At 64.7% G+C, this 23,772-nt stretch carries 11 protein-coding genes; 3 read left to right on the top strand and 8 right to left on the bottom strand.

Annotated elements, in window-relative coordinates; genetic code table 11:
* Positions 1-276 precede the first annotated feature (276 nt).
* Entirely contained in the window at positions 277-1,422 is a 1,146-nt protein-coding gene (locus tag OG975_RS14110) for a DNA cytosine methyltransferase (RefSeq protein ID WP_406329469.1), read from the bottom strand.
* A 500-nt stretch (positions 1,423-1,922) separates the two neighbouring features.
* Between OG975_RS14110 and OG975_RS14105 the strand changes: the two genes are divergently transcribed.
* Genes OG975_RS14105 through OG975_RS14095 form a run of 3 tightly spaced genes read left to right on the top strand, consistent with a single transcriptional unit; the run spans position 1,923 to position 10,242 of the window.
* The gene (locus tag OG975_RS14105) at positions 1,923-3,761 is read left to right on the top strand and encodes a hypothetical protein (protein WP_406329467.1); all 1,839 of its coding nucleotides are present in this window, start codon (positions 1,923-1,925) and stop codon (positions 3,759-3,761) included.
* Positions 3,761-5,200 carry a hypothetical protein gene (locus OG975_RS14100; RefSeq protein WP_406329465.1) on the top strand — a complete coding sequence of 480 codons (1,440 nt, stop codon included), beginning with the start codon at positions 3,761-3,763 and terminating at the stop codon, positions 5,198-5,200. Before OG975_RS14105 ends, OG975_RS14100 begins: the two co-directional genes overlap by 1 nt.
* Positions 5,197-10,242, top strand: coding sequence for an FtsK/SpoIIIE domain-containing protein (locus tag OG975_RS14095; RefSeq protein WP_406329464.1), 5,046 nt, complete (start codon positions 5,197-5,199; stop codon positions 10,240-10,242). Before OG975_RS14100 ends, OG975_RS14095 begins: the two co-directional genes overlap by 4 nt.
* A gap of 274 nt (positions 10,243-10,516) precedes the next feature.
* Here OG975_RS14095 and OG975_RS14090 read toward each other — a convergent pair whose 3' ends face one another.
* The 7 genes from OG975_RS14090 to OG975_RS14060 all read right to left on the bottom strand — a co-directional run bounded on the left by OG975_RS14090 (position 10,517) and on the right by OG975_RS14060 (position 23,603).
* Entirely contained in the window at positions 10,517-10,948 is a 432-nt protein-coding gene (locus OG975_RS14090; RefSeq protein WP_406329463.1) for a very short patch repair endonuclease, read from the bottom strand.
* A 281-nt stretch (positions 10,949-11,229) separates the two neighbouring features.
* A complete protein-coding gene (drmB, locus tag OG975_RS14085; protein WP_406329462.1) occupies positions 11,230-13,122 on the bottom strand; it encodes a DrmB family protein in 1,893 nt (630 codons plus the stop codon).
* A complete protein-coding gene (locus OG975_RS14080) occupies positions 13,119-16,586 on the bottom strand; it encodes a helicase-related protein (RefSeq protein WP_406329461.1) in 3,468 nt (1,155 codons plus the stop codon). Before OG975_RS14080 ends, drmB begins: the two co-directional genes overlap by 4 nt.
* Positions 16,583-18,319 carry an NERD domain-containing protein gene (locus OG975_RS14075; protein WP_406329459.1) on the bottom strand — a complete coding sequence of 579 codons (1,737 nt, stop codon included), beginning with the start codon at positions 18,317-18,319 and terminating at the stop codon, positions 16,583-16,585. Before OG975_RS14075 ends, OG975_RS14080 begins: the two co-directional genes overlap by 4 nt.
* Entirely contained in the window at positions 18,319-19,884 is a 1,566-nt protein-coding gene (locus OG975_RS14070) for a hypothetical protein (RefSeq protein ID WP_406329458.1), read from the bottom strand. The genes OG975_RS14075 and OG975_RS14070 overlap by 1 nt, the downstream gene beginning before the upstream one ends.
* The gene (locus OG975_RS14065) at positions 19,881-20,954 is read right to left on the bottom strand and encodes a hypothetical protein (protein ID WP_406329457.1); all 1,074 of its coding nucleotides are present in this window, start codon (positions 20,952-20,954) and stop codon (positions 19,881-19,883) included. Before OG975_RS14065 ends, OG975_RS14070 begins: the two co-directional genes overlap by 4 nt.
* Before the next feature lie 756 nt (positions 20,955-21,710).
* A complete protein-coding gene (locus OG975_RS14060; protein ID WP_406329455.1) occupies positions 21,711-23,603 on the bottom strand; it encodes a DNA/RNA helicase domain-containing protein in 1,893 nt (630 codons plus the stop codon).
* Positions 23,604-23,772 lie beyond the last annotated feature (169 nt).

The raw sequence follows: 23,772 nt of genomic DNA, 5'->3' as shown, positions 1-23,772 counted from the left end.
CTCCCGTGCCCCCAAAGCACCCCCAAAGCGGGCGTCCACCTCTCCGGCCGACGCCACCGCCGCCCCTGTCGGCCAACGCTCGACTCGGCCACTGAAACTCCGTCGAACCCATGGCATGACCGTTAATCGGTGGCCGCAACACAAGGAGCGGCCAAGGGACAATCACCGAGGCGCAACGGAAAAGGCCGCACCAACCCGGCGAGGGAAGTGCTAGGCCACCAGCGGGCAGTTCGCCTACTCCAAAATGCCCTCGGATGGAGTCAGCCCGTTGCAGGCTCAGCAGGCGAGGTCAACAGCAGAGGCAGCGAAGTCGTCCTCAAGCTGCCGGGAAACGTCGTCCTTCACCTGCAGAACTTCAGCATCGAAGAGCACGGAGGTCAGCGCCTCGGTCAGGGGTGGGGGGACGGCGTTGCCGATGATGACCTGAACCTCGGTGCGAGTCAGCTCGTAGCGAGGCTTGGCCCTCTCGTCGACGAACTTGAAATAGTCTGGGAAGCCTTGGATACGCGCGGCCTCGTGGGCTGTCAGGCATCGGGGGACACCAGGATGGACAAACCGTCCGCGCCCCATCGTTGCGAAGCCGCTGGTAATGGTCTGAGACGGACGGTCCCACCACAGGCGGCCATACATTGAGGTGTAATTGTGCTTGCCCTGGTGACACTCGGGGCGCTCTTCGTTCGGCAGATTGTGCTCGTCGTTCTTGAAGAGGTACTCCATACGCCGCTGGTTATCCGCGTTGGGTATGGCAGCTTCATCGAAGAATGACTTCGGTCGCACGTCGAGCAGGTCGCCGATCGCCCAACGCAGGTCATGGGGTGTGGCATTGCGGTCTTCGATCTGCAGCAGGTCAGCAGCCGAGAAACCGAAAGGCAGCGCGTCTTCGCGGACGGCCAGCAGTATGTGGCGCTTGCGTGTCTGGGCCACGCCGAGCTTGAGTAGGTCGATACGACTGGTGGCGACTTCGTATCCAAGCTTCTTGAGGTGAACGATGGCGCGTGAGACCACCTGCTGCTTGTCATTGACAACGGCCAGCACGTTTTCGATGACGACTACACTGGGGCGCAAAACCTCTGCAGCGCGAGCCATACGCAAGTACAGGCGGTTCTTGGGATCATCGCGGCGGGTATGGTTGTTGAGGTTACTGTGCCCCTGGCATGGCGGCCCGCCGATCAGGAGCTCCACCTCACCCACCATCGAGCGAGTCTCGGCCTCTTGAGCGGTCAACGAGGCGCCAAGGTCACCATCAAAATAGGACTCGACGGTTCCCTGTTGGACGTTGGCCTCAGGAAAATTGACCTTGAAAACCTTGGTGGGAGCTGCCTCGAAGTCAACTGCGAGGCGAACATCGAGCGAGACGTCATGCTTGTGGGCTGCCTGAGCGATACCGAGAGTGAGGCCACCGCAGCCGGCGAAGAGGTCCACGACTCGGAGGGAGCCGACCCCTCCCTCAAACTTCGGTCGCCGCTTGGCGCGCAAGGGGTACCGCTCACCCACGTGTGACCCCCATCTGGCATTACCTCTAGAACCGGCGGAACGAACGGTCATGGTACTCGATCAAGGATGAGCGCGCGGAGTAGACCGATACCTCAGCGTCGCCTGACGTGCCGACCAAGACGGTTCCACGCCTCACCTTCCGGCATCAGGGGCGCCCTGAGCGAGCTCGTCAAGGGCCATCAGGTGCGCCGCTGCTGCTACCGCGACTCGACGAGGCCTACGTCCCGTACGTCCTAAACGCGATCGCAGTAACAACGCGCGCCTCAGCATCAAGCACGATGACCAAGATTCTCAAGATCCCCGGCGCGGTCAGGCGCTGACGGGACAGGCGCACATCAGTGCCCTAAGACGGCATTTGATCTATCGTCAGGAGCGGTGACAGTTAGACTTTTGCAGCGCTCACGGCTCGGTCGACTAAGGACAGCAGCATGCCGCTAGAGGTAAACAAGCACGTCCGACGAATACGTCGCTACCAGCCGTTTGATGTCGACGCCTCGGAGATGATCTACGAGCAGGCGGACCAGGCGGACCGGACGCAGTCACCGTACCCCGTGGCGACGCTGGAGTACCTGGTGACCGCCATTGAGCAACCAACCACGAAGACCATCGTCCTCACCGGGGACGCCGGGCACGGCAAGACGAGCCTGTGCGCGAACCTTCTGGCTGAGCTGAGGATGGGTGGCGAAACAATCCCATCAGATGTCCGAAGGACAGTTTTCAACGAGTTGCTCAAAGACGGAGACGCCAGCCGACCCGTTGCCCTGACCCGTAGCGGGCGCCCGCTGTACATCCTCAGGGACCTCAGCGAGCTAAGCCTTCGGGCGGGCGCCCACAAGCTCGTGGAGCTGCTTGCCCCCCCGGACAAGGGGGTCGCGATCATCTGTGCAAACGAGGGCCAGCTGCGTAAGTGCGTTGCCGAAGACGACAATCTCGACAGCGGCGGCACCGGGCGCGCCAAGATTTTGGTGAAAACCCTCACGGATGGCATTGCTCGTGGGCAGGTCAGCGACCCTGATGGCGCAGTCACTGTCATCAACCTCAACTACCAGTCCGTAGCGGCCGACAGTCGCACTGGTGGGTTCGTCCCTTGGGTTCTGAGGCAGTGGACGACACCGCAATGGTCGCGATGGAAGCCCTGTGAGACGTGTGATGCGCGTGAGGTCTGCCCGATTCTGGCCAACCGCAACGAGTTGAACGATGCCACTCACGGGCCTCAGCGCCGGGCCGCGATCCGAGAGCTGTTTGCTGCCGCCGAGCGCACCGGAGCCGTCGTCACGACTCGTCAGGCGCTCTCGGTGACCAGCTACATGATCACTGGTGGGCTGTCCTGTGAGAACGTCCACGCCAAGTACCAGCGGTCGCACTCGAACAGGTTGTGGCAAGCTCCCCACCTGTACCATCAGGCGCTCTTCGGTGACCAGTTGACCCAGCAACAGCGTCGTCGTGTTCCTGCATTCCTCACGCTGCGCAAGCTGGACCCGGGCAAGGTCTCTCGTCGCCAGGTTGACGACCGTCTCGATCCGGACACAGCGGGCCGGTTTCCTCCCGGGGATCCCAAAAGCTACCTACAGAAGGCCCGTACGACCCGAGACGCGCAGAAGCAGGCCGAACAGCTGCGGGGCTTGTACACGTTCCTGCGACGTGCTGACTTCTTCAACAGCATCGACAGCAAGGACCGGTTTGCCCGCATGGGCTTGCAGGCCGGCGACGACTTCGTCACTGTCCAGAACGAGAGGGGGGATCTGACGGACACCACGGTGCGCGACCGTTTTCTCAAGGGTTTGGAAGCCGTCCAGGGTATCCACCGAGCCGGGAGCAACCCTGACTTCCTCGTGCTCGACCCCGCCTTCTTTGCCCAACGCGCCCGCGCAGCCGTGATCTCCCGACGGGTGTCCAGCAAGAACGTCGAGGTGGTCGACCAGGTCACCCAGTGGCAGAAGGAAGGCCGAACGGGCGACATCCCGGGGATGCGGAATGCTGTCGAGTGGCTCAACCGCTCCATCTTCATCCGGATCCCGGCCGTCGCTCCTGGCCAAGGCGCAGTTTCGGTCGAAGTGGATCTTCTACGCTTCGAGTTGCTGACACGGTGGGCCGCAGGGCTGCGCAGCGAGGTCCAGCACGAGGCCGAGATCCGCGGACTGAGCGGGTCTCTGGCAGACCTGGCTGACTCATTGAACAAGGACGACGAGATCCAGGTACTTGTGGGCAACGTCATGAGAAAGCTCATGATCGACGTCGGCGACAAGATCAGGTCGGTGCGGGCGTAATGGCTGATCGTTCCAAGTCGGAAGTCGTCCGCCGTCTCTTCGGGGTAAATCTTGAACAGCAGGGCCGAGGCTTCTACGTCCCGCTGGAGATGCTCGCGATCGCCCGCGGCGTCTACCTGGCACATCAGGAAGACCCAGAGAAGCACGCGGGACTCCTGGACGCCGGGGACCGGGTCGTCTACAAAAGGACCTCACACGACCTGGCTCGGAGGATCGCAACCAAGGCCCCCATCGCTGAAGGCGACGAAGAACTCAGCAAAGCGGTCGAGCTGGACTCTCCCGAGACGTTGGAGACGCTCCACGCCCTGTTCTCGTCCCTGTTGGTCGAAATCCCGGGGCGCCGCAGTCAGCCCAGCTGGTTCGGGGCGCACATCTATCCGTTCGTCGGTGAACTCATCCACTACGACGCAGTCGACCGACCAATCCTTCAACGCGGCGCCACCCCCAAGAAGAAGGAGCAGGCCAGGAAGCTCGCGGCCAAGGCCAAGGCGAAGGCTCCGAGCATCGAGCGCTATCTGTTCCGCGGCCCTGGGGGCTGGGCCTACAAGGTCCTGCGTAGCGACCCTGATCCTGACCGCAAGGCAGCGACCCGACAGGGCCTTGATGACCTCGTCCGGGACAGCGGCACCCCGCTTGGCAACCTCGCCAAGGCACTCAGCGCCCACGACTTCGACTACGACGAAGAGCCCTACGAAGACGATTCAGAAAGCGACATTGCTCTTTACGAGGACCTCAGCCCGTGGCCTGGCCTGCTGCGGATTGGGGCTCGTAACATCGTCGCCCGGACTACGACGCCCAGGGCCAAGCGCACCGAGAGCCTCATGCACTGGGTCCCCTATTGCTTGGCCCGCCACCAGCTTCGCCTCGCACGCAGGAAGCTGGGCCTTACCGATGGCGAGTCAATCCTCCTGGACTTCGGCAACGAGGCAACCCCGCTGCGCAGCGGGTCGCAGAGGAACCTCACCAGCTTCCGCAACGACATCGCCAACGCGATCAACGCCCAGGCCCGAGAAATGATCAACGAAGCCGAAGGCGACGAGGCTAAGAAGGGCCGCTACGAGCGATTCACCAAAGAGACCGGCAACGCGTTCGCATCGCCTCGAGCGTTCTTCAGTGAGACCCTCGCCGCTGTGGGAGCCCTGAATGCGACGACCGGGCGCCGACACTTCACCATGAAGCCGCCGATGCTTGAGGCCCTGGTGTCTGCCACCATCCGGCAGGGCACGGAGATGGAGTTCGACCAGTTCTGTGCGCTGCTGTACAAAAACTACGGTCTAGTGACGGAGAGAACGGTCGCGGCTGTGAGCCCGTTGGCCCATGAGGTCGACTCGTCGGTCTTTGAACACAACGGCAAGGCCTTCCGGGAGAAGCTGGCCGCTATCGGTCTGCTCACTCAGTATTCGGACGCAACCAGCATGGTACGAGGGGAGCCCCGTTGACCGACAGCAGCATCCGAGCGCTCGGCCGGTTCATCGCCGATGAAGCACTGCGCAAGGTCACTGAGACCAGCGGGGCCCGTGTCGGTCTGCGTATCAGTGGGTTCGATCAGCCGACCGTGGCCGAGGCCCTCCGTCGCACGGCCCAGAAGCTGTCCGAGTCGCCGGAACCTCAGGTTGTAGTCAAGGTAGGCACGTCGGAACAGATCGCTGGCGTACCCGATGAGTTCCTGCTGAATCGGGGAGACCAGCTGACCAAGTGGCGAAATTCCGGACAGGGCACCGCGGTGCTGCTGTTCGAGTGGGGGCAGTCTCCGGACGCAGAGGGCCTGGCGGCCATGAACGCTCTTGACGACGCCCCGATCCTGGGCGACCACCATGACACCTCCAGCGAGCGTGGATTCGACAGGTTCATGGCAGATGTATGGCGGGAGGCGGGTGGCAGCGGCACAGTTCCGGCCGTGATGGCCGACTCGCTGCCGGAGATCTGGCGTGCCGTCACCGATGAAGATCCCCTGTCCTTGCACCGCTGGGCCGCCTTCCTCGTCGAGACGGCGCATAGGGTCGTAGCAACTCGGGTCCACACACCTGACGCCGTCTGTACCGAGATTTCTGCAGCCCTGCCCGCTCTTGGCCTCTTCCCGGACCGGAGCCTCTTTGCCAAGCCTGCCGCACTGCCGGCCCGGATCAAGAAAAACGTATGCGTCAGCGCCTTCAAGCAGCCCACTGGCAAGGAAATCACCGCGGACGACCTGATAGACCGCATTGCCACGGCTGAGTTCAGCGAGGAATCCCTAGAACACATCGGTGCGGACTCAGAGACTGTCAAAACGCGCATGCGCGACCTCGTACTCAATCTCGACGACCGTGGGCCTGCCCTGCAGGATCGTGGTCAACTGCGCAGTGGGCAGGACCTGACCCTTTGGCTCGAGGTCTTCGAGCAGAAGTCCAAGAAGGTTGGCCTTGGCCAGCAGGTCAAGCAGGAGATCGAGAGGACCGCCGCGGACCGGGTCGACGACTTCGACGCGATGATGATCGAAGAAGCGCTTAACCGCGGAGATCAGGAATCCGCCCAGCGCTTCCTTGACGAGGCACCCGCCGGCGGCGCTGAACCGCTGGCCGACCTGCTGTCCAAGCGTTCACGCCGCAAGGTTGAGAAGCTCGCCTTCCCAGACTCCCAGTTCGTCCAGGACCCACTGCGTGCCCTGCTGCGCGAGTTGACCTACTTCTCCGACGAAGAAGACGGCTCCGTCGTCGTACGACTTGAAGGAAACCAGGAAGCCGGGCGGTGGAGCCGCTGGTTGTTCGCCTTCCTGTACGCACGTACCCTGCGTGACATTCAGGAATCGACCAGCCTCCGCCTGACTCTGGAGGTTCAAGGCTGCCTGCTGGACGTGACCAAGCCGTCCCTGCCGGAGAACCAAGAAACCCAAGAACCGTTCGAACTAAATATCGAGTGGGCCCCGCTGCGCTTCCTGGTCGAAATGGACGGAGCCGCCCAGCGACGCTTTCGTTGGGACCCCATGGGCATCCCCGGGCAGATAGCACTGGCAGCCCTCATCGACAGCTGGCAAACCCCCCCTGGCCACGCCAGCAATCTGACGTTCGACACCTTCCTTGAGAAGTTCAACGACCCCCGACAGTGGCAGACCGACGAACCGGTGCCTGCCCCTGAAACTCATTTCGCCGGCCGGCTGGACCGCCTCAAGCGGAAGCACTTCGAGCGCTTCTCCGAAGGGCTCGACGCCACGAACATCGGCGAATACGTACGCGAGTGGGAAGACATCCTCCGCGAAGCCCGCGCCACCCTGGTTCCCGACAACGCTCCGGATGCAGACCTTGAGGCAGTCGTGCTGGCCGACGTCGTCGAGCTGGCCGATCACCGCATGATGATGCTGGCCACCCACCCGTTGAAGCTGCGATGGCTGGCAAGGAACTACACAGAGACCTCCGACAGCATTGAGATTGCCCTCAACAAAGAGGGAGGCCTGAGCCTCAACCAGGAGAACGAGGACCTCTTCTTCGACGCTATCGACCGCATCTCCCCACACGGAACTCCGGCGGTCCTCGTCGGGCCGCGTGGCACGATCGCCATCCCGATGCGGGAATCGGCCGGCCACGAGGAGTACGCACCGGTCCGCCGCGGCGGCAACGAGTCCAAGGAATGGCTCTCCAGCGTCGACGAGGCCGCGATCGACGAGATGGTCCGCGTCATCACCGACTACTTGACGACTTACCCCCACAAGCTTGACGGCCTACGCGTACTGCTTTTGGACCGCAACGGCGACCCTGTCCTGCCCGTGCGTGTGGCCAAGCAGGTACGGGCCAAGAATCCCCGTCTGAAGGTCGATCTGGTGGTCCTGGCTCCCCAGACCACCCATCACGAGATCATCCAGGGTTTCGACCTGCAGTTCTCCGGCGCGGAGATGTCCGACGACAGCTTCCTGCCCGACGTTCAACTCATCCTGCAGGCATGGGAGCCCGACCAGACAACAGACCTGTCGGGGCTGGAAGGAACCATCGACCTAGCCTTGGCTCCGGCGCTGTTCGGCACCCAGACCAGTATCAAGGAGAGCACCAAGAAGGAATCCTTGTCGGGCTCCTTCAACCCCTGGAAGCACCCGGCCTCACACAACCTGGCTCAGACTAGCGAGAACGTCGTGAGAGCGCTGTTGCCCGAAACCGCCGACGAGACTCTTGAGTCCTGGTCCACCCTATGCGTGCGCTACGACCGCCGTTCCCCGGTCTCCCGGGAGAGTGTCGACGGCATCGACTACTTCGAGATGCAGGTGCAATTCGACCAGCACCAGGATCTGTTCGCCGAACTGCACAGCGTGGCCCACTGGGTCGTCACCCTTGACAGCTTCATTGGCCGTGAGCAGATCGATGCCCTGCGCAACCGCCCAGACGTCATCCTCGTCAAGCCGAGTGTCGGCAAGAACGAGTCGTACACCCTCATCGTCAGCTCACAGACCGGCAAGCAGTTCGTCGTCCAGCGACTACGACGCCGCCTGGAGCAAATCGGCGTCGTCACCCCGCAGGACTCCGAAGGCACCGCCAAGCGAATCTACGAGGTGGGCCGCAACGTGGCTCCTGGCGCCGTGCTGCGCTCCCTCGGCATCGGCACCACGGTCAACGAAGTCGTCGGCCTTGTGGCCACGCGGTTTGTCATCGACCAGCAGTTTCCCATCCCTCAGCAGGGCACGAGCCTCATCACCTGGATCAGCTTCGACGAGCACCACCGGTGGTTCGGTCGCGGACACAAAACCCGTGCCGATCTGGGCCGATTCATACTGACGGTCCAGAACGACGGCATCGTTCGCCTGGATGTCCTGGTCGCCGAATCCAAGTTCCGCCAGACCTTCGACGTCGGCTCGGCGGAAGAGCAGCTCAACCGCACCACCGACCTGTGCAAGGATGCCTTCCGCTCGGACGGCGAGGCTCGCCACGACCGTCCCTTCTGGCTGGACGAGCTGGCCGCCGCGATCGCTCAGACCAGCGGAAACGCCCTACGGGCCGCAGAACTTCCAGCGCGCACCACGATCGGCAAGGACGACCATCGTCAGGTCGAAGCGAAGGTCCTAGACGCCCTGCGCTCCGAGGATGTTCAACTCGGTCAAGTCTCCGGCGTTGCCGTGGCCATCTCAGCCGAAGACGACCAGCCGGCCCCGGCGGTCAACACCTTCGGCAGGCACACCCTGGTGAGGCTGAACAAACACGAGCTGCTGAACCTCATCGGCGCTCTGCGCGCCAACCAGGACCCAACAGATGCCGACCACCTCGTTGACTCCTGGAACCTAAGTGAGCCCGCGAAGATCCCCGACACGGTCATCAAACCCACCTCAGGCACTTCCTCCGAACTCCTCGCCCAGGAAGAGCAGGCAGCACCTGCCGAGGTTGCCGTAGCGACCGCTCGAACGACCGTACCGAGCGGGGTAGTTGCCGGTGACACCGCAGCAGAGGCCGATCCTGACACTCTGAATAGTCACCGCGGTGGGCTCGGCGAGGAGGAACTGAGGCTTCGATACAACAAAGTTCTCGACGTCTTCCATCGCCACAAGGTCGGAGTCACCGCTCCGGAGAACGGCAAGTGGCAGGAGGGGCCCGGCTTCTACATCTTCCGGTTCATCCCCGACCCTGGGGTCACCGTGGACAAGCTAACCAACCGACGCGACGAGATCTTTCTGGCCCTGGCACTGCCCTCCGGGTTCAGCATCCGCACCCGCAGCGACCGCGGCTCCGTGCTCTTCGAGATCCCCAAGATCGACGACGAGAAGTACGGGGTCGACGCCAAGGCACTGTGGCAGCGGTGCCCGGCCGACCCCGAGAGCCTCATCGCCCCGCTGGGCAGCGACATCGAAGGCAACCCGGTCGCCATCGACCTGTCCTCCGCGGACTCACCACACTTGCTGGTAGCAGGTACTACCGGATCAGGAAAGTCCGTCGCTCTGGACACGATCCTCAAGGGCCTGGTCCGGTACGACAAGAGCGCCCTGAGGCTCCGCCTTGTCGACCCGAAAGGCACCGAACTCGTCGACTTCGAGGACGACCCTCACCTTGACGGCATGATTGGGATGGACGCCGCCGACGCCATCGAGATTCTTGAAGAAACCGTCGAAGAGATGGCCGTGCGTTATAAGGACATGAAAGCAATCCGCACGCGCAAGCTCGTTGAGTACAACGCCCAGGTCGACCAAGCACTCCGAAAGCCGTGGATCGTCATCGTCCTGGACGAGTACGCAGATCTCACCAGCGATCCAGAGGAAAAGAAAAAAATCGAAGTGCTGCTCAAGCGCCTCACCCAGAAAGCCCGCGCTGCGGGCATCCACGTCATAGCCGCCACGCAGCGCCCGAGCGCGGACGTCATCTCGACGACCATCCGCTCCAACTTCCCTGCCCAACTAGCCCTGCGGGTCAAGACCGCGACCGACAGCCGCATCATCCTGGACGAAACCGGAGCCGAGGCACTGGCTGGACAGGGCGACGCCTTTCTGCACACTGCCAAGGGCACCGTACGAGTGCAGGTTGCCTACGACGGGAGTTAACCAGGCCCCGCCACGTTTCACGCAGCGAAGAGGCGCTCGCCGTACCAGTCCGCGAACGACAACGCACTAGATTTCTCGTCCTAAATGGCTGCCTTGCCAAGATGGCAGAGGTGGCTCAGGGGACCACTCATGGACAAGCATGGCCCCTGAGCGCAGGCCCGGCTCTCTGGCCAGTCGATACAGCTGGGACGCGCAGCCAGCCCCTGCCCCAGTCCGCGCAACCGGTAGAGCGTTCGTTGGGACTCTCCCGGGCTCCCCGGTTTGCCGCGGTGATTCACCCTGCGACAGCCTGTCTACGGGTCATCACGACGTCACGAATCCGCTCAGCGACTTCGGTTGGCACCTCATGCTCCCAGAAGCGCAATACAACCCAACCCGAGGCGCTCAAGTGTTCGGTGGTCTCCCGATCTCGCATTACATTACGGTCCAGCTTTGCTCGCCACCAATCCGCGTTCGCTTTTGGGCTGGTCGCATGGTTGGGACAGCTGTGCCAGAAACATCCGTCAAGGAAGATAGCGACCTTGTGTTTCGTGAAGGCGATATCAATGCTTCGCCGAGGCATGCCCGGCACCGGGAGGTGGATGCGGTAGCGCAACCCAGACCGATGAAGGATCTGTCGAACGGCCAGCTCCTGAGGTGTGTCTCGGCGAGGCGTTCGGCTCATGCGGTTCGTGACGGCAGGTGACGAGGGCACGAGGGAGTCCATGCTCCCAATGTTCCCTCTGTCACCCTGATTCCTTGTAATCGAAGCGAGCTCTTCGAAGCGCTTGCCAGGCATGACCAAGAGCAATCTTCACGTCCGGTAGATGACCGACGCTGGTCCCCGCGCTGTGGACTACCTGTGGAGCGGCCACGCCGTGGCGGTCATAGATCCGTCACCTGCGGAGATTCCGAGCAGCAAGGCGCCCACCGGAACCGCTCAGGCACAGCGCCAGACAATGATGCTGTGCGTGAGCGAGACGCTCACGCACAACCACAGATCTACTCTCAGTTCGTGGCAAAGAATCCGAGCTCGCTCGTCCCGAGTCCACCGACCACCAAGGCACGGTCAAGGAAGCGGTTGTACTCCTCGCACGCAGTCTCAGGAAGCAGTGCGCAACCGTGGCAGGCGGCAAGATTGCAGGATCCGGGACCTTGGCCCTTGCTCTCGATACACACCGGGTCCGAGGAGCACCACGCAGCGTGTGCCAGGGCGTTCTCCAGCGCTCCCTCCAACCGACCGGGCTCGCCCATCCGAACCAGGCCGCCCAAAGTGCCCTCCGAGTCCCCGGCGGCGGTGTAGATGAGGATGCCGGCCATGCCGTCCGGGCCGGGGCTCACGTAGAGCCGCTCCCTAAGGGAGGCCGAGCTGTAGCCGCACTCGTAGGTGAGCTGGTTGATGAGCAGGTGCGCCAGTGTGTGCAGGAGGATGAAGCGCGGCGACAATTCGCGCTTGGTCAGCCCACGCTGTTCGGCCAGGTCCGAGAAGCGCTGTGTGAGTAGTTCAGCCTGCGCCAGGACTGCCTGGCGCTCCTCCCAGGCACCCAGCAGCGTCGTGTCGAGTTCCAGGTATATGCCCTCGCCACTGACAGCGTAGGCGGGAAGCCAGTTGCCACCCGGGCGCGCGGGTGTGCGGCGCAGCAGTGCCTTGCGGGACGCGTCATCGTATGGGGACTCTGCGAAAACGCGGTTGAAGCCCCATAGCACCCGAGTTTCGCGGAGCTTTTCTACAAGCCTTACGCGGGAAAAGGCGGAGGCAACGCTGGCGGTGTACTGTCCTCGGGGCTCGCGTACGACCAGTTCCTCGGACTCGATCGCACCGCGCAGCGTCTGGTACTCGGTGGCGCGGAATGGAGCTGGGTCCTGCGCGGATCCTGGCTCCTCTGTCTCTGAAGCTCCGGATTCGGACTGTTGCAGCACGGCCAGTGCGCGAGCGATCTCCTCGTCGCTGAAGTCGTCGAGGAGGAAGGCGTTACCCTGGGCCGCTTTCCGGAGCATGTGGACAGGCAGAGCCTCTCCCTTGTCAAGGAAGACCGCTGCCCTCTGCCGGGCCTGTACGATCGCCCCGTCCTGGAGGACAGCGAGGACCTTTGGGTCAGCAGTCGACGCGGCTACCTCCGGCACGAAGATGGAGCTCTTCAGGAGCGAGTAGTAGACGTTCGCGGCGCCGCGCAGACTGCCGCGGAGAGGACTCCCGCACGGCTCCCCTTCCCGGTCGATCCCCAGCCAGGGCGCCCCGCCGCGGCACAGGTACGCCGGCCCGCCCGGCTCGAGCTCTTCCGAGAGGAACGTGGAAACGCCACTCTCGGCACTACTCCTTGTTGATGTGATGCCCTCCAGGCTGCGGGTCGCTTTGCAGGAACAGGACACCCGTTGAGAGGCCAGAGTGCCGCCGCCTGAGGACCGCAGCGAGAGGCGGTGCCCCCGGCAGGAGGGCGACGCTGACTTGTGCGTCCATTCGAACCAGGGGAAGTCCTGGAGGTGCCCTCGCTCACAGATCGCGACGAAGGGCACTTGAGCGAAGAAGGGCTTGCGGCTGGAGGACTCATGATCCTTGCAGGCTGGACGGTTCTCCTGGTGGAGCCGGTCCTTGGCCAGCTTGCGGCAGCGCGGGCAGAAGCCCCAGGTGGGGAATCGGAGGACCGGGACGGTGAGACCGGTGTTGACCCCGTTATCCGAACGGGTGCGGTAGTCCGGAGGAGAGTAGAGCGCATCGACACCAAGATGCTGTTCCAGGCGCCACTCGTGGATACGGAACTCTTCCTGGTTACGGTCGTCTCCGCGGGGAAACCAGTGGTCGAGGCCTGCCGTGATGACCGACGTCCCATCGGACAGCACATGCATGGCCCCGGGGCCGAACGGAGCGACCATCTGGGAGCGCCGGACCTTGCCGCGGATCATGACTGTCCTTCCTGGATCGCGTACTCCGAGGTGACCTCGATCTGGCATTCGGCATCGACGCCGCGCATGGAGGAGGGGATCGCCCAGCTCATACTCTGCGCCTGCTCGTCCGCGTACTGGCCAAGGGGGCGCAGGAGCTGGTCACCGCTGACCATGGGCCCGAAGTCGCCCCACTGCCCGGGCTGCCACGCCTCCCACTCCTTGCGCATCCTGTCCAGGATGTCGGCTGTGCGGTCGGCTTCTTCCGAGTCGCAGAAGTCGACCCGGTCGAGAAGAAGCTTTCTGGCCGCTTCCCAGCCTTCGGCGGGGAACGGCTGAGGCTCAAGTGCCTCCGGTCCGGTCTGCCGGATGTAGGCAACCGCAACTGCGCGCAGGGCCCGGTCCAGGGCCGGCGGGGCAAATGGGGTGGAGCTGGTCGGTTCGACCTGCGCGTACAGGCGTTCGTGGTAGCTGCGGAAGCGCTCAAAGTGGCTGCGGTCGCGGGGTTTGCCGGCCCCGTACAGGGTGACGACCAGTCCGGGAATGCGTCGTCCGACACGACCGGTGACCTGGATGTACTGGGAGGTGCTCTTGGGCTGGCCGACAACGGTCATGAGCGAGAGGCGGGGGATGTCGATGCCGACCTCAATGAGGCTGGAGGCCAGACAGGCGTCTACGGCCCGCTGTTCGTCCGTGAGCTGCCGCTCGAGCTTCTGGATGGCTTCGGGGATCTGGTCCTGCCGGAGGCGGCTGGTCATCTCCTCGACCCAGTTGAGGTAGCGCATCCCGGGGCGGTCCGTCGCTGAGCGGTTGTTGATGGTCCTCAGGTAGTCGGGGATGTCGGACTGCATGAGTGACAGTGAGTTGCCGAGCTCACGGAGGCTGTTGAAGAAGGCGAGCAGGGTCCACCAGGGGTCGCGGAGGCTTTCGGGAAGGTCCTTGGCGGCCTGGAGCAGGGCGGCGAACGTGCGGACCTGTGTGGTCTGCATGGAGCCGAGGGCAGGGGCGTGCACGCCGATGTAGCGCCGCCCCGGCTTGCGAGTGCCGGTCTCCGGGTCGCGGTCGTAGACGGCGAAGAAGGAGTCGGAGGCGTCGATGCCGTGCGGCGGGAAAAGGTGTACCTGCTCACGGCCGTAAAGGGCCTTGACCTGCTCCTCGTGCCGCCGGATCGTCGCGGTGGAGGCAACGATCTTGGGGAGGATGCGCGTGCCGTCTCGCCGGTCGGTGCACAGTTCTTCGATGACGCCCTCATAGAGGCCCGTGAGGGAGCCGAGCGGACCGGCGATGAGGTGCAGCTCGTCCTGGATGATCAACGAAGGGGGCGAGTAGGACCGGGACCCGTCCGCACCGAGCCCGTCGGATCCAAAGCCGAACAGGGCCCTTGCTTTGGGCCGCCAGGCAATGAGGGCGAACTTGTCCACCGTTCCGATCACGAGAGTCGGCCGGTGCTCGTAGAGGTCCTCGTCAACCACGTAGACGGGCAGCGGCGAGTCCTCCGTGGAGAAGCGGCACTCGTTGTCCGGGCAGATGAAACGCACGGTTCCGCGGTACTCCGCGTACCCGGCTACGGGTGTACGGGCCGCCGCTCCGGTGCGCCGACCGGTCCTACGGCGACGCTGCCCAGGCGCGGTGTCTTCCTCCTGGCTGGGGACGGGACCCATCTGAGCTGAACACCAGGGACAGCGCAGCAGCAGAAACGGGTTCTCCTGCTCTCCGCGGTAGAGCCTGCCAAGTGCTGACTTCGCATCCGCGCGCCGGTTGGGAGTGGTCTCGCCACCCACCCAGATCCCGATCGAGAAGGGGACCGTTCCGAGGTCCGGCTCGTCTGCGCGCAGCTCCTCAAGCGCGCAGACGAGAGCGGCGGCGCGCAGGAATTGCTGAGCGGTCAGCAGACGCAGCGTATAGCGCATGAGGACGGTGACACTCGTGTCACCGGGGTTGCGCAGACGACGGAGCAGCATCGTGAAGGCAGACAGTCCGAGGTAGGCCTCAGTTTTGCCACCGCCTGTGGGGAAGTAGATGAGGTCAACAACCTCACGGTCGTCATGGAGGGGATCGGCACTTGAGGGGACGGCGGCCAGGAGGAACGCGATCTGGAAGGCACGCCAGTTCCCCTTGCCCTTGCGGCGAGCCTCGTTCTCATCCGGCTGGGCTCCCTCCACCTGGTACCGCCCGTCGACGAACTGCGTCGGACGCAGGTCGGCCCCGGAGCGCAGCTGCTGGCGCAACATGGCACGGTTCGCCATCCGGAAGGCACGGCCCACGTCGCTCCGGACGTCACGGACCAGTTCGAGCCCTTCCCGCATCCGGCCCAGAGCCTTGCGGCAGCCTTCAATGTGCTGCGCGGCGGTCGGCCGGAACCGCTCGTCGAGGCCGGCAGCCTTCTCTTCGAGTCCCTCGATCCACTCCGCGTACGCGCCGACGACCTGCTCCAGGCGCTCAGGACCGCCAGGGCCGTCCCCGGAGAGCTGCTCCATGGAGACGGTGAGCGGGCTGCCGTTCTGCCGGATGTCGGGGGTGATGCTGGGTGCCTCGTACCAGGGCAGTGGGTCGGCCTTGGCCCAGGCGGCCCGGCCCTCTGTGGGGTCGGCCCAGTCCGCAGCGCAGCCGTGCCCCACGGCAAAGGTCCGTGCTTCCCGGTAGAGCAGATTGAACGAGGCGTCGTCCGGGTGCGTCTCGGTCTCGGCTGCCTCCGGGTAGGGGGCGAGCCACCCGCCCTGCGGCTCGATGGTCATCTCGGCCTGGAAAAGGCTCACAGCATCGAGTGGCTGGGTTCCGGGGACCGTCCGGTTGACGAGGGCGACTGTGATCAGCCTGCCGTCCTGGTGGCTGCGTACGTTGACGATCAGCTCCAGGTCGAGCCCGTCGATGCTGCGCGAGGCGTCCTCGTCCGGCTGCGGCTTCCGCAGGACCCGGTTGGCCGTGGCGATCTCGTCCGCGGACAGCTCCCAGACCGCCGTAACGGGGCTGCGTACCCACCACCGCCGCGTATCGCCCGCCACAGACACGTTCTGGTGCCGGTAGCGGCCTCCTGTGAAAACGATGCGGAGAGCCGTACCACTCCCGCCCGCCAGCATGAACGACAGGCCCATGGTGCTGGGACGTCGGTCGTTCGCGCCGGCGAGGTCGAAGTCGTCGTCCTCAGGCGGCCCGCCGACCGTGCGCTGTGCAGCTTCCTGCAGGCCCTCGAAGACCTTTGCGTCGAGCTCACCGTCCACGAGACCGGCGACGACCGTGCGATCCTCGTCCGCGGGCCGAGCAGTGCTCTCAGCGGGGTACAGGACGCCGACGCCGTACCGCACCAGCGGGGCCCGGTCGAGGATCTCCTCTCCCGACTCGGGGTCCACCCATGGGCCGCGGGCTTCCTCCCAGTTGCCGAACGGTTCCTGGTTGAGGGACTTGCCGGCGGGCGCCGGGCCGAGCAGCTCGGCCCGCAGGGCGTCGATAACGTCCTCACGCGGACCGAGGTGATCGCTGATGGTCATGCTGCCTTCTCCTTGAAGACCTGCTTGCGGAAGCCAGGGCGTGCGTTCTGGGACATCAGCACCGTGAGTTCGTCCCTGGCACGGGAAGCGCCCACATAGAAGAGCGTCTGGTCGCGCGCCGACCCGAAAGAGGCGATATCAGTGAGGATGACCGCCGGGGAGTCCAGGCCCTTGAACGCGTGCACTGTCCCGTATCGCACCGCCCCCGGCCGCGGGGAGCCGAAGGGCACGAGCCGGTTTTGCCAGCGGGGGTCCCGGCAGCTGCCGGCCGCGCTCTGGTCATTGCGCAGCGGTGACAGGACGACGATGTCCTCGGGCCGGAACCCTTCGCGGGTGAGCTGGGTGAGCCTGTCCGCCAGTAGCCGCTGCTGTTCCTCGCTGTCCGTCCACCACAGGTGCTCGGCGGTCCGGTCGTTCGAGGGCCGCAGCGTTCCGGTGTAGCCCGGGTCAAGGTCGGACGTCGCTTCCACGTAGAAAGTGATGTCGGGGACGCTCCTGCAGTTGTGACGCAGTATGAACACCGCTGGCTCGCCCGCCGTCCGCCCGTGGAGGGCTTCCATTCCCTCGCCGCCGGAGTCATAGAGGGCCTGGCGCGTGAAGTCGCCGAACGCCAGCCACTGACCGCTAGACAAACCTCCGCGCAAGGAGGAGTCGAGAACGTTGAGGTAGGACTCGCGCATCAGGTCCTGTGCCTCATCGATCACCAGCACGTCGAAGGACGGGCCGTCACGCTCCAACAAAGCTTCCAGGGCGAGATCGGGAAGCTCCTCGGTGAAGAACCCGTCGTCTCCGCTTGCCGCAGGGCGTGCAGCGGGCACCAATCCCGCCATGTAAGAGTGAAGGTGAGCCGCCGTGATCCCATCCACCCCGGCGGTCTCTTCTTTGAGCCAGTGGCCCAACTGCCGATTGAAGCAGCACAGCAAAACTCTCTGACCGTTTCCGGCGAACCGTCGTGCCGCCTCCACCGCTACGAACGTCTTGCCCGTCCCTGCGGCACCACGGACCATGCACCGCCGGTTGGCGGCGATCATGTCGAGCACCTCGTACTGCTGCTTCGTGAACGTCTGCGTCTCCCGCTCCATCCGCTGCCGCCGCAGCTTGGGCGGTTCGGCAAACTCAAATGAGGGCCGCAGTGCCTCCAGGATCCGGTCGGTCTGGCCGGCGTCGGGAGCGGCGGATGCCGGGTTGAACCAGCCTGCTGTGGGAGTCGAGGTGAGGTGCGCGCGGTGGGCGTCCAGGACCCCGGTGATCAGGGCGGAAACGGGACGGCTGTGCAGAGCCACTGTGTCGATCGCCTGCCATGAGTGCCACTCCATGGGGCCTGACACCGCGAACCGGCTGTGCGTGAACAACACCGCGGAGGTCATAGGCACAGCTCCGAGCCCACCGCCGTGGCCTATGAGCTTCTCCTTGACCGCGTGCATGGCCTCATCGGCCTGTTGGAACGGGCTCCTCAGAGTTGGTGGCTGGCTGCCCAGCCGCCACTCACCACTCGGGAGGCGCCTGACCTGCAGATGGGCCTTCACCTCTAGAACTAGGAGTCCCTTCCCGGGCACGATGATGACGAAATCAGCCTCACCCTGGATCTGCCGCGGGTGGTTGGCGATCCCCAGCGAATGCAGCACCACCCAACCTTCCGTGCCAGGGTCATCGCGCAGCCGCTGGAATACCTCTTTCTCCCCGGGACTTGGGGTGGCTTCCGGATCGAAGGCCGACGGGATCATGCGCGCCATCAGGGCGCCTCCGAAGTGCGGAGCCGACAGAGATAATGCGGGGGAACGCACAGCTGTCCGGGGAGAACGGCGTCGACCAGAGCCACCCGCGCGCCCGAGTCCGTGTCGTCCAGGGGGATCTCGCACCAGCGGTCCACCCAGAGCCGCTGCCACAAATTCCCGGAGACAGCACGCTGCACAGCCTCGGCGTAGCCCCGCCCGGCACTGCGGTGTGCATGGTCGATTCGACCAAGAGCAGCCCAGACGTCCTGCGCCTCACCTCTGCGGCCCAGGTACGCCATGACGACAGCGAAGTCATCTTTACGCCGGGTTCTGATGCACCAGGGGCTCGTCCAGTAGTCCAGGTTGGTTGTCACCGCGCCGCGCGCCACCAAGTCCTTCGCAACCCCCCGACGACCATCTGGGTGATGGGCAATACGGTCGCCCAGCTGCGTTTTCCACCCCTGTTGTAGCGCGCGCAGCATGGGTGCGTCCTCGCCCAGGACGACATCGGCCCGCTCGATCAGGCTCTGATAGTAGGAGTTACCGCGAAGTACGACGTAGTCGCCGACCGAAATCGAGGCCCCGTCGACGGCCTCTACAGACGGCTCATCATCCTGATCCGGCTCAACCAACAGGATTTTGTGAACGCTGGATTCCACGGGCAGCAGGACATACGAGCCGTCGGCGAGCAGAGCCGCACGGGCCTCCACGCCCTCGTGACCGCCTGAAACACTGTCCCGCAGAGCTTCAATGGGAAGTCCTGCAACAGCATCCTGTGCCAGGGAAGCGACGTCGAGATCCGTCAGCAGGGACTCTGCCGTCTCAGGCGTCGTATCGCCCGCGAGCTCGGACGGTGTCCCGACTGTCTTCGTGTCGCGGCGGCGTACGCGCGTTGGCATGGTGCCGCGCAGTACAGGCCCCTCGTCGAACAGTGGCTGTATGTCCAGCGGCTCACGGTAGAAGTCATAGTGGACCAGTCCGAGCCGCGCTGCCCGGGGAGCATTCAGCACACCCGGCGGAAGCCAGCCGACCGGTCCTACGACCACGGCCGAGTCATACACCTCAGCCCCCAACAGGTCACTGACCAGGCCAATCTCCATTGCGTAGTGGATCGCGCCAAACGCGCGGACAACGGCGTCCTGGTAGAAGCGGTTGGTCACCGCCACAAGCGACGTGCCCTTGCGGCCAGACGACAGGAACGTCATGACCCCGGCCGCAAGCGGATTGGAAGAGTCCGCCCCCAGACGGGTCAGAGCCTGCGCGACGGCGGACAGCTGGCGTACCAGGTCGGCATCCGCAGCCTGCCGCAAACGAGCGCTCATGCCCGCCAAACTGTGCGCCGTCTCCTGAAGCCTGAGCTGCAAGCTATTGAGGGGCACCGGCACGGTACCGAGGAGCCACCTGACACGCCGGATCTCGACGCAGGCCTGCCTCCACAGGTCAGAGCTTTCCAACACCCCTACTGCACGTAGGAATTGCGAAGCTGTCCGCATGAACGAGTGCACTCCTGAGTGATGCACAGGCTGCTCCTCGATAGCGCAGCCCGCATGCTGGTAGACCTTGTCTACCTCCCACAAACTCATCGTGCCGCCCCCCTGCCCTTCCACGCCAGCAGTTCAACTCCCGGAGGAATACGGCTGCCGAGGTCTCTGGGCACGTCGACGTTGGCCACGCTGCGCCATCGGTTTTCGTAGAGCCCGTCCGCAGCGGCCAGCGCTGACGGGCTTGTGCGCTCGACCACGGCCACCGTCACGCCCGCGAGACTTGCTCCAAACCACCGCCGAACCGTTGCCGCACCGTCGAGCACGGCCACAGCCGGCCGACAGGATCGCACGACGTCGCGGTACTCCTCCGGATCGCCCCGGCTCGACAGCACCACACTGCGGTAGTGGGATCCAGGCGAGCGGACTGCGCGCAGACGCAGGAGATCCTGCAAGGGCAGTGCCGGTCCTCCGGGTGCCCCGACAACGACCTGGGCTTCAGCCAGGACCGTGTTCCTTACCCCTATCACGACGCTGTGCAGCGAGCAGCGTCCGTAGAAGTCGGTCATCTGTCCGGCCAACAGCTTCTCGGCGCCGACGGGTATTTCAAGCTCTTCGCTGAAGCGGTTTTTGTCCGTGTAATCCTCTGGCAGGTCCGGCCAGCGGAGCAGTTGGAGCCGGTAGTCGTCTGCTGGAAACCACGAAATCGGTCCAGGACGCCGACCAGGACTCTTGCTGCCCGCGAGTTCGTAGACCCGCCCATGATGGTTCTGAATCGCCCCGCCGAACACTCCCGTGTACACGCGCCGTCCCTGCCCGGGACCCTTGACCGGGATGACTCGGACACAGGTGCCAAGGGGCAGGCCTTTGGCCTGGTCGAAGTTCTGCTCCGACTCCGCAGGAACCACGTCGGCCTGGGATGCCCGGTTCACCACCCCATAAGCCAGCAACACTGCGATGTACTCACGCGTCGGAACGGACAGCGCCACTACCGTGTTTGAGCCTCCGTCGCGCAGGCCTGCCGCCCAGTACCCGATCTCCGAGAACCATGCCGCCCACTCAGGCAGCGTCCGCCACCTGTCGCCGACCAGCGTGGACGCGCCACGGAGCGACGTCTTGCCTCTTGCCACCGCCCCAGCCCCCACCAAGAGAACATCCCTCAGCACCACCATCGAGGACGTCCCCCCCTGACAGTGCGTGGATCTTACAATATCTTCACAGTTGAGCCACCCCTCTTTTACTCAGCAGGGCGCCAGAGGAGGCGAAGGGGGCGGCTCTGAAGAAGGGCTGCTCGGAGGCGCCTGGGGAGGCTGCATGCATGGCGCCACACGTACCAGTCCGGCGGTACTCCCGATCGACCACCGCCGGTCGTCACCCTCCGCCTAGCTGTAGCGGCTTATGGACCATCCGTGGACGAGGAACGACCATGTGATCGGTCAGAGGCGCATGACCAGCACTGATGTCCGGACTCGAAGCCCCCTCCGGAGCCGCGTGCGCAGGTCCACGCCAACCAGACCAGCGTTGCGCTCGCAGAGTGAACTGCTCCGGGATCGGTGGACGCTTCGGATTGTCCCCATTTCTTCGAAGCCCTGCTCCTGCTGAGGCGGTTTGCCTAGGTGTTGGTCATCTGCCCCGCCTCAACCAGTCACATTGAACGCAGGAGGTGAGCTGCCGCGGGCGTCATGGGCGATCTGATCGAGCGGGGTGCTGTTGTCGAGGGTTACAAGGTCGAGGTCTTCGATGGAAAGGTGATCATGTCCCCCCCCAGAGCCCCGAATGGCACTGGACTGTCAGGGACGTCGAAGACGCGATCAATGCTGCCGGCATCGTCTGCGAGCGAGTCATCGGCGATGTGCTCATCCCCTTTCCCGGCAAGGACGACGCAGAGCCCGACCAGCCTCTTCGCGCAGGCGGCACTACCGGCGGCCTTACACGAGTACAGGCGCCTCGACCCCCGAAGCCGGGTGAATGAGCGAGCGCAGCTTCTCGCGAGTCTCCGGGTCCGTCGAGTAGACGATCGTGCCGATCATCCCCCGAGTCAGCAGCACCTTGTAGGTGTTACGGATGAGCCGGTCGATGTCCGCGTCCGGCGTCGCCTTCGTGAAGGACGGGTCCTTCGACGCCGACCGGTCCACGACCCAGCGGTCCGTTCGCCACACCAGGTCGGGGCCGATGATCACGCCGGACCAGTCGTACTCGAAGCCCTGCGCGGTGTAGACGCAGCCGACCTGGCCGAAGCCGGCCGGATCGGTGGCCCACAGGGGCGCGGGCGGCGCCCCGAGCAGGGAACGGTCGCCGTACACGTTCCAGGGGCGGGCCCACTGGCCGATGACGACGTCGGTGGGCAGTGCCGTCATGTCTGGGGTGACCTTGGTGGTCCACTTCCAGCAGTAGCCGGCCGACATCCGGGCGCCGTAGTTCTCTTCGCGGCGCGCGACGAGGAAATCCTCCAGTTCCTGGGGGCTTTCGGCGGTCAGCAGCTCGAACTTGCCGTCCGGTTCCCACTGGTGGGGCGTGCCGCCCTCCAGGCCGAGCAGGTCGACGACCCACTTCTCGTACGCGTCACTGCCGCCGCACCGGAACTGGCTGTCCAGCTCCACCACCGTGCAGTCGAGGCCCTGTTCGGCGGCGGCCCGCGCGATCTCCTCCTTGGTGCCCATCTCGCCGGGCCGCACCACCTGGTGCTGGTCGAGAAGGAACACGGGCACTCGGGCCGCGTCGATCAGTTCCGCCACCTGGGGGCGGCCCGTGCGCAGCTCCGCCTTGGTGTAGCGGTTGGCGGAGGTCTTCCGCAGGCGGTGGGCCTCGTCGCAGATCAGTACGTCGAGGTCGTTCGGCTCCGCGTCCATGAAGCTGTTGAAGTACTTGAACAACTGCTGGACTTCGCGCTTCTTGGCCCCTGCGACCCTGCGCATCGTCTTGGTGAACGACTGCGACCCGGTCGCGTGCAGGGTGGGCACCCCGCGCCGGTACAGCTCGCCCAACAGTGACATCGCGATCACGCTCTTGCCGGAGCCGGGACCGCCGGTCACCACGATGACCTTCTTGTGGTTGCCGCGCTTGGCCTTACGGACGGCGGACATCACCTTCTCGTAGGCGACCCGCTGCTCGGCGATGAGTACGAACTGCTCGCGGTCGCGGATCTCGGCCGCCGCGACGGCCATCAGCTGCTTGGAGGGGCGGATCTTGGCGTCGCGTAGTACGTCCGCCGCCTCCGCTCCGGGCTTCGCGGCGAGCCGCGAGCGAAGGAAGTTCAGGAAGGCGCCGCGCTGTTCGCCGGTGTACATCCGGCCGTGCTGGTCCTCGGTGACCGTGCGCAGACCGGCGACCCCGAACTCGGTCGCGTTGTGCAGGAAGGCCACCCCGGCCAGCGACCTGGGCATCCGCTCCAGGACCCCGTTGAACGACAGCAAGTACTCGCAGTAGCCCCGCACCTGTTCGATGGGGTTGAGGACCGGCTGCGCGTACGCGTCGATCCGGCAGAGCAGCGGCTCGTCCTCCTCCGGGTAGGCCGCGCTCCACTGCTTCAACTCCACGACGACGTATGACGGTTCCCCCGTCGTCGGGTGTACTCCGGCGAGTACGGCGTCCGCGCGCTTGCTGGTGAGGGGCAGGCTGTACTCGACCAGGACTTCGACGTCGTCAAGACCGGCCTCGATGAGGGCGTTGACGAGTGCGGGGAGGCTGCGCTCCCAGGAACGTATCTCCGCCTGCGCGGGCTTCCGACCGTGCTGGTGACGGAAGTTCTCGGTCAGATGCAGCGCCAGCGACCCTTCCAGGATGCGGGCGGCCACAGACGCCGCGGACTCACGGAACAGCAAGAAAATGCCCCCAGGCAGCACGAAGAAGACTCGTGCGGGTGGGGGCATGTCCTCCGATGTCCGCGCGCAGGCGGATCAGGAAGCCCGTCGGGCCGCTGAGATGGTTCTCGCCATCCTAGGTGAGTGTGTGGATCACGAGGAGGGGATATGCGCGGTTTGGCTCGGCTCG

It is taken from the genome of Streptomyces sp. NBC_00203 (assembly GCF_045206325.1).
GTDB lineage: Bacteria > Actinomycetota > Actinomycetes > Streptomycetales > Streptomycetaceae > Streptomyces > Streptomyces lutosisoli.
This window is presented reverse-complemented; position numbering and strand designations above follow the sequence as displayed.

What these genes read in the sequence shown, in the direction of transcription:
- OG975_RS14105 (WP_406329467.1), top strand. Translation starts at nt 1,923, where the DNA reads ATGCCGCTAGAGGTAAACAAGCACGTCCGACGAATACGTCGCTACCAG.
- OG975_RS14100 (WP_406329465.1), top strand. Translation starts at nt 3,761, where the DNA reads ATGGCTGATCGTTCCAAGTCGGAAGTCGTCCGCCGTCTCTTCGGGGTA.
- OG975_RS14090 (WP_406329463.1), bottom strand. Translation starts at nt 10,948, where the DNA reads ATGGACTCCCTCGTGCCCTCGTCACCTGCCGTCACGAACCGCATGAGC.
- drmB (WP_406329462.1), bottom strand. Translation starts at nt 13,122, where the DNA reads ATGATCCGCGGCAAGGTCCGGCGCTCCCAGATGGTCGCTCCGTTCGGC.
- OG975_RS14080 (WP_406329461.1), bottom strand. Translation starts at nt 16,586, where the DNA reads ATGACCATCAGCGATCACCTCGGTCCGCGTGAGGACGTTATCGACGCC.
- OG975_RS14075 (WP_406329459.1), bottom strand. Translation starts at nt 18,319, where the DNA reads ATGGCGCGCATGATCCCGTCGGCCTTCGATCCGGAAGCCACCCCAAGT.
- OG975_RS14070 (WP_406329458.1), bottom strand. Translation starts at nt 19,884, where the DNA reads ATGAGTTTGTGGGAGGTAGACAAGGTCTACCAGCATGCGGGCTGCGCT.
- OG975_RS14065 (WP_406329457.1), bottom strand. Translation starts at nt 20,954, where the DNA reads ATGGTGGTGCTGAGGGATGTTCTCTTGGTGGGGGCTGGGGCGGTGGCA.